The sequence below is a fragment of the Noviherbaspirillum cavernae genome (assembly GCF_003590875.1).
Lineage (GTDB): Bacteria > Pseudomonadota > Gammaproteobacteria > Burkholderiales > Burkholderiaceae_D > Noviherbaspirillum > Noviherbaspirillum cavernae.
The window spans coordinates 259,844-272,234 of record NZ_QYUN01000002.1 but is presented as its reverse complement, the minus strand read 5'-3'; the positions used below and the strand labels follow the sequence as shown (position 1 = coordinate 272,234).

Annotated in this window: 11 protein-coding genes; 1 reads left to right on the top strand and 10 read right to left on the bottom strand. The window is 62.3% G+C overall.

Going from position 1 to position 12,391, the window contains the following annotated elements:
- Positions 1–69: 69 nt before the first annotated feature.
- The 5 genes from otsB to pyrE form a co-directional block, all read right to left on the bottom strand.
- Positions 70–840 (bottom strand): trehalose-phosphatase, encoded by a 771-nt coding sequence (gene otsB, locus D3870_RS01315; protein ID WP_119736025.1) that lies wholly within the window; start codon positions 838–840, stop codon positions 70–72.
- Between the two features lie 6 nt (positions 841–846).
- Positions 847–3,102, bottom strand: coding sequence for an alpha,alpha-trehalose-phosphate synthase (UDP-forming) (locus D3870_RS01310; RefSeq protein WP_119736024.1), 2,256 nt, complete (start codon positions 3,100–3,102; stop codon positions 847–849).
- Between the two features lie 758 nt (positions 3,103–3,860).
- The gene (locus D3870_RS01305; protein WP_119736022.1) at positions 3,861–5,210 is read right to left on the bottom strand and encodes an ATP-binding protein; all 1,350 of its coding nucleotides are present in this window, start codon (positions 5,208–5,210) and stop codon (positions 3,861–3,863) included.
- The gene (locus D3870_RS01300; RefSeq protein ID WP_119736020.1) at positions 5,207–5,866 is read right to left on the bottom strand and encodes a response regulator; all 660 of its coding nucleotides are present in this window, start codon (positions 5,864–5,866) and stop codon (positions 5,207–5,209) included. Before D3870_RS01300 ends, D3870_RS01305 begins: the two co-directional genes overlap by 4 nt.
- 109 nt (positions 5,867–5,975) lie before the next feature.
- The gene (gene pyrE, locus D3870_RS01295) at positions 5,976–6,641 is read right to left on the bottom strand and encodes an orotate phosphoribosyltransferase (RefSeq protein ID WP_119741508.1); all 666 of its coding nucleotides are present in this window, start codon (positions 6,639–6,641) and stop codon (positions 5,976–5,978) included.
- 152 nt (positions 6,642–6,793) lie between these two features.
- On the opposite strand from pyrE, the gene D3870_RS01290 reads away from it, so the two are divergent.
- A complete protein-coding gene (locus D3870_RS01290; protein ID WP_119736019.1) occupies positions 6,794–7,582 on the top strand; it encodes an exodeoxyribonuclease III in 789 nt (262 codons plus the stop codon).
- Between the two features lie 225 nt (positions 7,583–7,807).
- Here the strand turns inward: D3870_RS01290 and D3870_RS23005 are convergent, their stop codons facing one another.
- From D3870_RS23005 to metX, 5 genes are all read right to left on the bottom strand, one after another.
- A complete protein-coding gene (locus tag D3870_RS23005) occupies positions 7,808–7,936 on the bottom strand; it encodes a hypothetical protein (RefSeq protein ID WP_277986323.1) in 129 nt (42 codons plus the stop codon).
- 64 nt (positions 7,937–8,000) lie between these two features.
- The gene (locus tag D3870_RS01285) at positions 8,001–8,900 is read right to left on the bottom strand and encodes a M48 family metallopeptidase (RefSeq protein WP_242489812.1); all 900 of its coding nucleotides are present in this window, start codon (positions 8,898–8,900) and stop codon (positions 8,001–8,003) included.
- Positions 8,897–10,399: an MFS transporter gene (locus D3870_RS01280; protein ID WP_119736017.1), complete on the bottom strand. Its 1,503-nt coding sequence runs from the start codon at positions 10,397–10,399 to the stop codon at positions 8,897–8,899. The genes D3870_RS01285 and D3870_RS01280 overlap by 4 nt, the downstream gene beginning before the upstream one ends.
- Positions 10,396–11,007, bottom strand: a complete 612-nt coding sequence (metW, locus tag D3870_RS01275) for a methionine biosynthesis protein MetW (protein WP_119736015.1) — start codon at positions 11,005–11,007, stop codon at positions 10,396–10,398. Before metW ends, D3870_RS01280 begins: the two co-directional genes overlap by 4 nt.
- Complete coding sequence (metX, locus tag D3870_RS01270) at positions 11,004–12,152, bottom strand: homoserine O-succinyltransferase MetX (protein ID WP_119736014.1); 1,149 nt, start codon at positions 12,150–12,152, stop codon at positions 11,004–11,006. Before metX ends, metW begins: the two co-directional genes overlap by 4 nt.
- Positions 12,153–12,391: the final 239 nt, after the last annotated feature.

Below are 12,391 nucleotides of genomic sequence, written 5' to 3'. Positions count from 1 at the left end.
GAAGCCCGCATGTATTGCATGCGGGCTTTTTCTTTTGCTGCCCGGTCGAGACCGCATGCAATGCCGTGCTCATGCGAACCGCCGCATTCGATGCGTCAATTCATCGAGCAGTTGAATCATGCCAAGCCGGTGATGCAAATGGAACTCCGCCGCGCTGCGTTCGTCCGGCTCGATCCGTACCGACAGCACATCCGTGCGCCGCAGGCGGAACACGTCTTCATCGGTAGTGTCGTCGCCGACATAGATGGCACTGCGTGCGCCGCTCGCTTCGATCAGCCGGTTCAGGGCCTCGCCCTTGTTGATGCCGTTCACCGGCAGAAGATTGAACACGAACTTTCCCTCGATGACATGGGCCGACGGCTGCAGGCTGCGGCAGATGTCGGCCAGGCGCGGCTCGAGCGCTTCGCGCTCGCGCGCCAGGCGGTAATGCAGCGATAGCGAACAGCCCTTGTTCTCGACATGGATGCCCGGATCGACGATGCCGTGCTGCCGGAGCGCCAGCGGCAGGCTGCGCTCCCATTGGGCGCATCGCGCTGCGAAGTGGTCGGCCGGAACATCCCGGCCGGGCACGCCCTCCAGACCGTGGTTGCCGACGATGAAGGATGCCGGGAAGTCGAGCCGCGGACGGACGTCGTCGACCGCGCGTCCGGTCACGATCGCAATGGCGGCATGGTCGGCAAGATGCGCGAGTCTTCTTGCCACGGCAGCCGGAACCAGCACGCCATGCGGCTCCCGGGCGATGGGGGCAAGCGTGCCGTCGAAGTCGAAGGCGCACAGCATGCCGGGCCGGACAAGTTCATCGAGGCGCGCGGCGCTGCATTCAAAGAACGGCAGGGACACGTCGGCTCAACCCACGCGGCGCAGCGAGGCCAGGCTGTGCGAACGGATCTTGGTCATCACCCGCTCGCGCTGGCGCAGCCGGGCGGCATCGACCAGCATCCGTCCGGCCCATCGGTACACATTGAAATCCTTGACCAGCGCGCGCATGCTGCGCATCCGCTCCCTTTGCTCGACCCGGGGCATGCTCAGGGCGCGGTACAGGGCGTCGGCACCCTCTTCGATATGGTAGGGATTGACGATGAGCGCTTCGTGCAACTCCCTGGCCGCGCCGGTGAACTGGCTGAGGATGAGCACGCCCTGCTCATCGTTGCGCGCCGCGATGAATTCCTTCGCCACCAGATTCATGCCATCGTGCAGACTCGTCACCAGACAGACATCCGCGGCACAGTAATAGCGCTGCAGCTCGTCCTGGTCGTGGTGCTGCGCCTTGAGAACGATCGGGCGATAACTGCCGTCCTCGAAGCGGCGGTTGATGCGCTGTGCGAGGTTGCGCACGCGCGCTTCGAAATTCTGGTACTCGTCCAGCGACGAACGGCTCGGTGCGGCAATCTGCACGAAGACAAACCGGCCGATCATCTCGGGATGCCGTTCCAGCATTCTCTCGACCGCCTGGAAGCGCTCGATGATGCCCTTGGTGTAATCGAGCCGATCGACGCCGATACCCAGCAAGTGCTCCGCACCCAGCCCGAGTTCCTGCCGGATCGCGATGCGGCAGTCGGCAGCGCTCTCCCCGTCGGTCTGCGCGTCTTCCGGCCATGCAATGGAAATCGGATAGTGCTCGACCTGCGTCAGCTTGCCGCCGTAGGAAATGGTCGAGGCTTCCGACTCGATGCGCGTTTCCAGATAGCGGTCCACGGTTTCGAGAAAGTTCTTGCGATGAAACGGCGTGTGAAAGCCGAGGATGGTGCTACCCAGCAATCCTTCCAGGATCTCTTCGCGCCACGGACAGATGCCGAACGACTCCGGGTTGGGCCAGGGGATGTGCCAGAAGGTGATGATGGTGGCCTTCGGCAAGGCCTCGCGCACCATGCGCGGCAGCAAGGCGAAATGGTAATCCTGCACCAGCACGACCGGATCGTCGGTGCGCGCTTCCTTGATCACGGCATCGGCGAAGCGCTGATTGACCTGCACATACTGGTCCCAGTCGCCGGAGCGGAACACGGGCCGCACATGGGCGATGTGACAGAGCGGCCACAAGCCTTCGTTGGCAAAGCCGTAGTAGTAGCCCTCCTCCTCCTCCTTCGTCAGCCACACGCGGCGCAGGGTATAGCTGGGATTGGCCGGCGGCACCGGCACGCGGTCGTTGCGGTCCACCACGTCGCGGTCGGCCGAGCCGCTGCCATGCGCGATCCACGTGCCGGAACAGGCGCGCATCACGGCTTCGACCGCGGTCACGAGGCCGCTGGCCGGACGCCGCACAGCAATGCCGCCGGACGTCATCTCGTGAATGTACGGCTCGCGATTGGAGACGACGATGACCTGGTCGCCTGCCAGTTCGCTGTGCAGGAGCGTGCGCAGTTTCTCCGGCGTCCACGCCTGCGGCAGGCTGTCCTGCCCCTGCCTTTCCATGTGAAGGTCGCGCAGCATGGAACGCAGGTCGCCGATCACCGGCAGCATTTCCGGCGGTGCCGTCGATTTGGCAGGCTGCAGCATGTCGCCGCTCAGGATGCCTTTGACTCCCCTGATCCAGCCGCGCCAGCTCACATGGGCAATGAACACGGCGATGAAGGAAATCACCACGCCCAGCAGGCCGAACAGCGAGATCACATACTTTTTGGTATCGGCGCTGCGGCGCTCGATAAAGCTCATGTCGTGCACCAGGATCAGCTTGCCGAGATGCTCCGCGTCCTGGCTCACCGGGCTTTCGGCGACATGCACCGCGCCCTGCGGCAGGCGGACCAGCGAGAGATGCTCGCCCTCCTTGAGCGGCATGGTGCGGCAGCCGAGCGACTCCGGATAGGTCACGGTCTGATAGAGCACGCGGCCGCCGGCATCGCAGAATGCCAATGCATACAGACGCTCGTCCTGAATGGCCCGGTCGAACAATTGCGTGATCTTGCGGCGCGCCTTTTGCGGCACATATTCCAGCAGCGGCTGCTCCAGTGCGCGTGCAAGAAACTGCGAGCGGATGTCGAGATCCCTGACGAACCAGCGCAGGGTGAGGCTGTCCATCAGCGGCACGGCGGCATAGGCGAACAGCGCCAGCACCAGTGCCAGCGGCAGCACGAAACGGAGTGAAAGACGGAACGAACGCAGCTGCATGAATCCTGCCTCCTTTCTGCACACTGCACGGAGGCAGCCATGGTCTCGGCATCGGCGTCAGCGCGCCGCGCATTGGATGGGAAAACCATGCCGCATTCGCGGAAGCGCTGCCACAGAGCGCGACCGCCAGCCTGCCGGATGTCCGTGTACTTGTTGCGGTCTGGATCGACATGGCCGCAGGAACATGACGCTCCTGCGGCAGTATCCATGCGATGGCAGAAAAATACCCCCCGGCGAAGGGGGGCCAAAAAGGTCGTGAACGACCTTCCTCTGTTGCGCAACGCAGTTGCTCTTTAACGAGAAGAGGAATGACTTCCTTCCATCCTCTTCTCTCGATGAATCGGCGCTATCGGCAAGCGCGGCGCGGCCGCATTGCTCGCCTCGACCATCGGTCCGCTGCCATTTCCGCAACGGACCGATGTCGGATAGGCAGGGCCGCGTCCATGCAGACGCGTGCGAATGGCAGCTTTCAACTGCTCTTGCCCTGCCCGTGGCCTCGACCGGCGTCTCCTCCATCTCGAGTACCGTCCTGCGCCCGCGTCATCGCGGGCGCATCCGTGTCGTGTTCAACCCGGATCGTGATCTGTGTCGACAGCGATTTTCCGGCGGCAGCCCTTGATGCCAAGCCGAGCCATCGCTATGCATGCCTGGCATACTGCACGACAAGACTTAAGCGAAACTTAAAGAAGGAAAAAAGAGGCAGGAAGCCCCCGCGCACCTCTGCTGCAGGCCGGGGCAGGAGTCATGCGCGGCAGCCGCTAGCCGCTCACCTCGTCCGCCCGGGGCGATGCCGGCTTGTCATCCGCAGCAAAGGCCACCGTGACCGCGAGGCCGCCCAGCGCCGCATCGCCGAACGTCACGCTGGCGTCATGCCGATCGGCGATGGCCTTGACGATTGCCAGTCCCAGGCCGCTGCCGCTCGGGCTGGTCCCCGGCACGCGATAGAAGCGGTCGAACACGCGGCTGCGGTTTTCATCCGGGATGCCGGGACCGGAATCCTGAATCGTCAGTGTGATGACGGAATCGTCCATTGCCAGATCGATCCGCACCTGCCCGCCTTCGGGGGCATAGCGCACGGCATTGTCGAGCAGATTGCGCGTCATGATCCGCAGGCTGTCCGCATCTCCGCGCAGACTTGCCGCTTCGAAGATGCCATGGCGCAGCGTGACGGCCCGGGCTGATGCGAAGGAAGCGACATCGCCCACCGCCTGTTCGACGCAGTCCGTCAGGGAGATCGTTTCCGGCGCCGCCGGCTGCGACAGAGGATCCTGCCGCGCCAGCGACAGCAATTGCTGCACGAGCCGCGATGCGCGATCGACGCCGCCGTGCAGGCGCTCGATCGCTTGCGTGCGCAAGGTGTCATCCCTGGCCCGCGCCAGGGTCTGGACCTGCAGCTTCAATGCCGTCAATGGCGAGCGCAGTTCATGCGCGGCATCGGCCACGAACTGCTGCTGCGATTGCAAGGCGTGGGTCATACGTGCAAGCAATGAATTCAACTCCGTGACGAGCAGCGAGACTTCCTGCGGCACGCCCCTGGCCGATACGGGCGCGAGCGAATCGGCATTGCGGTTTGCCAGCTCGTGGCCGATGCGATTGAGCGGCGCCAGCGCGCTGGTCACGACCCACCACGCGACCGCGAACAGCAGCAGCGAAGCGGGCAGGATCGGCCAGACCGAGTTCAATGCGAGGGAGATCGCCCGGTTCCTGCGGCTCTCCATTCTTTGCGCGACCTGTATCACCCGCGTATTGGTATGGAGCGCATAGATGCGCCAGTCGCCATTGGCCAGCGTCACGGTGGAATAGCCGAATACGCCTTGCGAGGGCAGCGTGCGATAGGGACGCGACTGATACACGCGCACGCCGTCATCGGTCCACACCTGGATCACGAAATCGAATGCGCCGGTTTCCCCATCCTGCGACGCGTACCAGTCGGGCGCCTGCATGCCGCTGTCCTTCAGCGCCAATGCCATCTGCTGCATGTGGTAATCGAACAGCGTATCGGCCTTTTGCATCGCGATCCGGAAGGTCGCCGCAAACTGCAGCAGCGCCGCCGCCACGATGGCAATGCCGAGCAACAACAGCAGGCGAATGCGTAGCGAGCGCATCATGTTTTTTCGACCATGTAGCCGAGGCCGCGCACATTGATGATGAATTGCGGCCCGAGTTTCTTGCGCAGGCCGTGGATATGGACTTCGACCGCGTTGCTCTCGACATCGCCGGACCAGCCGTACAGTCGTTCCTCCAATTGCGCCCGCGACAGAATGGCTCCGGGACGGGCGACCAGCGCATCGAGAATCATCCATTCGCGCGCCGACAGCATGACCTGCTGTTGCGCGACGAGGACTTGCCGGGTCGCGGGATTGACCGCGACATCGCCGTTGCGATAGACCGCTTCGGCACCGCCTCGGGCGCGCCGGATCAGCGCGTGCAATCGGGCAACAAGCTCGTCCAGATCGAAGGGCTTGATCAGATAATCATCGGCACCGAGATTCAACCCCTGAATGCGCTGCGCCACGGTGTCGCGGGCGGTGATGACCAGCACCGGAATCGTGTTTCCACGCACACGCAATGCGCGCAGCACTTCCAGCCCATCCTTGTGCGGCAAGCCGAGGTCGAGCAGCAGGGCGTCATGCGCCTGCGTGAGCAGCGCGGCTTCCGCGAGGCCGCCATCCTTGATCCAGTCCACGGCGATGCCCTCCCCTTCCAGCGCGACCTGGATGCTTTCGCCGATCATCGTGTCGTCTTCGACCAGGAGTATTTTCATCTGCGGTGTGGGAGAGACATGCGAGACAGCATCATCCGGTCCGACGCAAACCGTTTCGTCGCAACAAGTCGCGGGCCGGCACAGGGGGTTTTTCCGTCAACTGCCGGCCTCAAGCCACGCCATAGCGCCGCCGGTAGGCATCGACGGCATCCTTGTATTGCGCCAGCTCCGGGTTGGCTCCCGCCGCCGAAATATATTCCAGCAAGTCGTTCAGGTTGCCGATCGACACCACCGGCATGCCATAGCTGTTCGTCACTTCCTGCACCGCCGAATGCGCGGACAGCACATCGTCCTTGCCCGAGCGCTCCATGCGGTCGAGTGCGATCAGCACGGCGCAGGGGGTGGCGCCCGCGGCACGGATCATGTCGACCGATTCGCGCACCGAGGTGCCGGCGGAGATCACGTCATCGATGATGACGACCCTGCCCTGCAGCTTCGCGCCGACGATGGTGCCGCCCTCGCCGTGATCCTTGGCTTCCTTGCGGTTGTAGGCGAAGGGCACGTTCCGACCCTTCTGCGCCAGCGCGACCGCCGTGGCCGAAGCCAGCGTGATGCCCTTGTAGGCGGGGCCGAACAGCATGTCGAACTCGATGCCGGAATCGATCAGGCTCTGCGCATAGAACTCGGCGAGCTTGCCGAGGTTGACGCCGTCGTTGAACAATCCGGCGTTGAAAAAATACGGCGAAGTGCGGCCCGCCTTGGTGACGAATTCGCCGAAGCGCAACACGCCCGCGCCGACTGAAAATGCAATGAATTCCTGACGTAAATTAGCCAAAATATCCTCGGTCTTTACAAAATTGCCAATGCGTGGCGATGAAAACTCCAAGGCCGCATTGTATTGGATATCGCGAACCGCGCCGCGACCCCCCGCCACAAATCGGGCGACGGATCGGTTATGCTAGCCGCGTCATTTTTTCCTCCCATGCCATGTTGAAAATCATTTCCGCCAATCTCAATGGCATTCGTTCCGCCGCCAAAAAGGGCTTCTTCGATTGGATGGGCAAGCAGTCCCCGCACTTTGTCTGTGTGCAGGAACTGAAAGCACAGGCAACCGACATGACGCCCGAGTTTCTTTCGCCGCATGGCTATCACGGCCACTTTCACTATGCCGAGAAAAAAGGGTATTCCGGCGTCGGCATCTATTCGAAGTACGAGCCGGATGCCGTGCGCATCGGTTTCGGCTGCGAAGAGTTCGATGCAGAAGGCCGCTACGTGCAATGCGACTTCGGCAAGTTGAGCGTGATCTCTCTGTACTGTCCGTCCGGTTCGTCGAGCGATGAACGGCAGCAGGCAAAGTTCCGCTTCATGGAAATATTCCTGCCGCATTTGCAACACCTGCATGCGTGCGGGCAGGAAATCGTCATCTGCGGCGACTGGAATATCGCGCACAAGGAAATCGACCTGAAGAACTGGAAATCGAACCAGAAGAACAGCGGCTTCCTGCCGGAAGAGCGCGCCTGGATGACGCGCCTGTTCAATGACATCGGCTGGGTCGATGTCTACCGCGCCCTGCATCCGGAAACCACGGGCGACGCCTATACCTGGTGGAGCAATCGCGGCCAGGCGTGGGCAAAGAACGTCGGCTGGCGCATCGACTACCACGTGGCGACCCGGGCCCTGGCGCAAACGGCAAGCCGCGCCGGCATCTACAAGGACGAGCGCTTTTCCGACCATGCGCCGCTGTCGATCGACTACGACTTCGCGCTGCATCTGTAATCCCTGCCGCACTGCGGGCCGCTGACATCGGCGGCCCGCATCCTCCCTCCCCCAATTTGTCGCTCAGCAACTTCCTGCAACAGGAGCTTGTCGCTCGTTCATTTGAACGGCTTCCATTTCATGCCAATATTTACTTGCCAAGTATTTTGATGGCTGATCCGACATGGACGATTTTGACCAGACACTGATGACGGTGACGGTGTCGCTCACGCGAGTGGCACGCGGCTACAAATCCGTTGCGGACAAGATGGCGGCCGGTTTCGCGCTGTCGCAGGCCAGCGCGTGGCCGGTCGTCATGATCGGCCGCATGGGCGACGGCGTGCGGCCGGGTGCGCTGGCAGAACGGCTGGGCATCGAGCCCCCTGTCATTGCTGAGCGCGGGGCACCGGCTTGCTGCTTGATGGCACTTGGTGGGCGGCTACTTGATGGGCGCAATGGCTTTCACATTGCTTTGATACGGCGGCAGTGCCGCAAGCCTTGTCGCTTTGGCTTTCGCATAGAGCGGCATCACGGAAGGCAGATGCTTTTTCATTTCAGCGATGCGGCTTTTGCCTGCGGGGTGCGTCGAGAGCCATTGCGGTGGCGCGCTGTTGTTGACCATGCCCATCTTTTGCCACAGTGCGATGCCGGCACGCGGGTCGTAACCTGCGCGCGCCACCACATCGAGACCGACCAGATCGGCCTCCGTCTCGTCATCGCGCGAGAAGCGCAGCATCGCGAGATTGGCGCCGACGCCCGTGGCGGCGGTGGTCAGGTTCGGATCGATACCCAGCCATGCGGACAGGCCGATGCCGGCCAGCTTCGCACCGGCGCTGGTCAAACCTGATTTCGCCACGCGCTCGCGGCCATGCTCGCGCAAGGCATGCGCAATTTCATGCCCCATCACGATGGCGACTTCATCGTCGGTCAGTTTCAGCGTGCTTAAAATCCCGCTGAAAAACGCGATCTTCCCGCCCGGCATGCAGAAGGCGTTGATGTCCTTTGCATCGATCAGGTTGATTTCCCATTGCCATTGCGCCGCGCGTTCGTTCCAGCGCGTGGCATGTGGAATCACTTTCGCGGCGATCCTGCGCAGGCGCTGAACTTCCGGGTGGCTGTCCGGCAGGAGCGCGCCCTGCTTGTTTGCCTGCTGCTTGATGCTCGTGTATTGCTGCAATGCGGTTGCTTCGAGTTCTGCCTCGGGCACGAGGTTGCGGAGCGGCGACATCTTGTCCACTTTCACGCCGTCCGGACTGGCCTCGTCCTTTGCCTCTACGGCAGGCGTTGCGCAGGCAAGCGCAGTCATCATCAGCAGCGTGAAGGAAAGCAAACGTCTCATGTCCTGCGCTCCTCGGAGGTTGCCAGAATCGACCTGATCCACGGCAGCAGCGCGTAAGCGGGAAACGCCAGCACAAAGGTCAGCAGGAAGTAGTATGCGTAGCCCAGTTCCTGCGCGCCAATGCCGCCTGCCCACCCCGCGATCGAACGGGAAAACGCGAAGATGGACGACAGGATGGCGTACTCGGTGGTGGCGCGCGATTTGTCGACGATCGCCATCAGGAAGGCGAGGAAGGCCGCCGTGCCCAGTCCGCCGGTGAACGATTCGATGGCGCTGGCGCTGTACATCAAGGCCTGATGCGCCAGCGCGATGTCGGTGCCCTGCGCGGCGTGCGGCACGATGAAGGCAGCCACCACATAACCGAGATTCGACAATGCCTGCCACAGCCCGAGCACCCACAGTGCGCGGAAGATGCCGACGCGGTCGGTGTACCAGCCGCCGAGGATGCCGCCCGCAATCGAGAGACCCAGGCCGAGATTGACCGACACCAGGCCGATCTGGGTGTTGGTGAAACCGCTATCGACCCAGAACGGCTTGATCATGAAGCCGATGGAGGAATCCGCCAGCTTGAAAATCAGGATGAAGCCGATGAGCAGGAGCGCATGCTTCTTGTTCAACAAGGACACGATCGCGCCGAACATCGGGCCGCTGGCCGCCGCATTGGAAACGGTTTCGGATTGCCCGCGAATGCCGCGCGTGAACAGCCATGCCGACAACAGGATCAAGCCAACCGGCGCGCCGCCCTTGAACCACCATGCCGATTTGAACGGTTTCAACCACGCGATATCCAGCGCGCCCAGCACCGGCCACAGCAAGCCGGCAATGAACAGAATGAGTGCAACAATCAGCAACGGTTGCTGCGCCAGCGCGGACAATTCACCGCGCAGGCTGGAAGGTGCGTCACGCAATGGCCTTGCCGGTTCTTTCGGCGCCATCAGACTCACGGCGCCGATGAGGAAGAACAGGATCGCGGCAAAGCCGTACGTCGCGGTCCAGCCGAACACGTCCGAGAACCACAGCAATACACCCGCCGCCAGCATCCCGACGCGATAAAAGCCGATCCGGAAACCGTTCGCCAGCCCAAGTTCCCGCTTGTCCAACTGCTCGATGGTGTAGCCGTCGATGGCAATGTCGTTGGTCGCCGACAAGGCGGTGAACGCGCCGATCGCAAACCAGACCCACGGACCGAAGCCCGCCTCGCGCGCGCAGACGATCATCACCAGCCCCATGCCGACGTCGGCCGCCGCCATCCAGTAGCGATGCCGCCGGGTGAAATCGATCAGCGGCGCCCACAGGAACTTGAGCGTCCACGACAGGCCCAGCAGACTCAGCAGACCGATCTTGGCGAGTTCGACGCCTTGTTGCCGGAAATAGACGGGAAATAGATCGAAGAACAATCCGAGGGGGAAGCCCTCGGAGAAGTACAACAGGCTGATCCAGAAGAGCTTGGAACGCAGGATTTTCGGTTGGACGATTGCTTGGCTGGCGGAAACACTCATGCGGGAGTTTTTTTACGTAATCGGAACACGGCAAGACTACCACGCCAGTTTGGCAGGAAGGAGACGGGATTGCCATCGCGCAACGCGACGCATTCGAGCACTTCGAGTCCGACCTGGTTGGCAAGTTCCTCGAAATCCTTGATCGTCGCGCAACGCAGGTTGGGCGTGTCATACCATTCATAGGGCAGCGACTTCGAGACCGGCATGCGGCCGCGCAGCAGCGCGATGCGATGCGGCCAGTGGGCGAAGTTGGGAAAGGACACGATCGCTTCGCGCCCGACGCGCGCGATGTCGCGCAGCACGCCCTCGACGTCTTGCAGCATTTGCAAGGCAGACAGGCACAGCACCGTGTCGAACGCGTTGTCCGCGAACATCGACAAACCCGCCTTGATGTCCTGCTGGATGACCGACACGCCGCGTCCAACGCACACCGGGATCTTGGCGTCGTCGATCTCGATGCCGTAACCGATGCAGCGCTTGTCCGATTGCAGATACTCCAGCATCACGCCGTCGCCGCAGCCGAGGTCGAGCACGTTCGAACGCTCGCGCACCCAGTGCGCGATGAAGGCCAGGTCGGCGCGCAGCACGCTCAATTCATGGAAGTTCATGCGCGCACTCCGTTTTCAATGTCGTTCCATACGCGGTCGTAGTAGGCGCGTACCGTATTCATGTAGCGTTCGTCGTCGAGCAGGAAAGCGTCATGCCCGTGCGGCGCGTCGATTTCCGCATACGCCACGTTGCGCTTGTTGGCCACCAGCGCCTGCACGATCTCGCGGCTGCGCTCCGGCGAAAAGCGCCAGTCGGTCGTGAACGACACCAGCAGGAATTTCGCCGCCGTGTTGGCCAGCGTCTTGTTCAGATCACCACCGAATTCCCTGGCCGGATCAAAGTAGTCGAGCGCCTTGGTGATCAGCAGATACGTGTTGGCGTCGAAGTATTCGGAAAACTTGTCGCCCTGATAGCGCAGATAGGATTCGATCTCGAAGTCGATGCCATAGTTGAATTGATAACCGCCGTTGCGCAGTTCGCGGCCGAATTTTTCCGCCATGCTGTCGTCGGACAGGTAGGTGATGTGGCCGACCATGCGCGCCACGCGCAGACCGTTCTTCGGCACCACGCCATGCGCGTAGTAGTCGCCGCCATGAAAATCCGGATCGGTCAGGATCGCCTGCCGCGCCACGTCGTTGAAGGCGATGTTCTGCGCCGACAGCTTCGGCGTCGAGGCGATCACCACGCAGTGCCGCAGTCGCTCGGGAAACTGGATGCTCCACGACAGCGCCTGCATGCCGCCGAGCGAGCCGCCCATGACCGCCGCGAACTGATCGATGCCCAGCGCATCCGCCAGCCGCGCCTGCGCCCGCACCCAGTCCTCCACCGTGACCACCGGGAAATTCGCGCCGTACGGCCTGCCTGTCGCCGGGTTGCCATGCATCGGCCCGGTCGAGCCGAAACAGGAACCGAGATTGTTCACGCCGATGACGAAGAAGCGATCGGTGTCGAGCGGCTTGCCCGGCCCCACCATGTTGTCCCACCAGCCGATGTTCTTGCTGCCCGCCTCGCCCTCGTACATGCCGGCGACGTGATGCGAGGCATTCAGCGCGTGGCACACCAGCACCGCGTTGGAGCGGTCGGCGTTCAGCGTGCCGTAGGTTTCATAGACGAGGGTGTAATCCGACAGCGACGCGCCGCTTTGCAGCGGCAGCGGTTCGGAGAAATGCATCGATTGTGGTGAAACGATTCCGAGAGATGACATGGTATTTTTGGCAAATCGAGGAAGGCCGCCCTTCCGCGAAAATTCTTCTCCGAAAACAAAAAAGCCCGAAAGCTGGCTGCTTGTCGGGCTAAATTCTGGGCTCATGTGCAAGCGCTTTAGCCGTATTTATAGAGCGCCCGCAAGCTGATTATCAAATCGGCGCAACCTCGTAAGAATAACCAATGGGGGGCAGGGCGTCAAACGGGGGCAAGACCGGGAGTGCATTAGCAGTGCAAAAT

What these genes read in the sequence shown, in the direction of transcription:
- D3870_RS01310 (WP_119736024.1), bottom strand. Translation starts at nt 3,102, where the DNA reads ATGCAGCTGCGTTCGTTCCGTCTTTCACTCCGTTTCGTGCTGCCGCTG.
- D3870_RS01305 (WP_119736022.1), bottom strand. Translation starts at nt 5,210, where the DNA reads ATGATGCGCTCGCTACGCATTCGCCTGCTGTTGTTGCTCGGCATTGCC.
- D3870_RS01300 (WP_119736020.1), bottom strand. Translation starts at nt 5,866, where the DNA reads ATGAAAATACTCCTGGTCGAAGACGACACGATGATCGGCGAAAGCATC.
- D3870_RS01290 (WP_119736019.1), top strand. Translation starts at nt 6,794, where the DNA reads ATGTTGAAAATCATTTCCGCCAATCTCAATGGCATTCGTTCCGCCGCC.
- D3870_RS23005 (WP_277986323.1), bottom strand. Translation starts at nt 7,936, where the DNA reads ATGCCCAGCCGTTCTGCCAGCGCACCCGGCCGCACGCCGTCGCCCATG.
- D3870_RS01285 (WP_242489812.1), bottom strand. Translation starts at nt 8,900, where the DNA reads ATGAGACGTTTGCTTTCCTTCACGCTGCTGATGATGACTGCGCTTGCC.
- D3870_RS01280 (WP_119736017.1), bottom strand. Translation starts at nt 10,399, where the DNA reads ATGAGTGTTTCCGCCAGCCAAGCAATCGTCCAACCGAAAATCCTGCGT.
- metW (WP_119736015.1), bottom strand. Translation starts at nt 11,007, where the DNA reads ATGAACTTCCATGAATTGAGCGTGCTGCGCGCCGACCTGGCCTTCATC.
- metX (WP_119736014.1), bottom strand. Translation starts at nt 12,152, where the DNA reads ATGTCATCTCTCGGAATCGTTTCACCACAATCGATGCATTTCTCCGAA.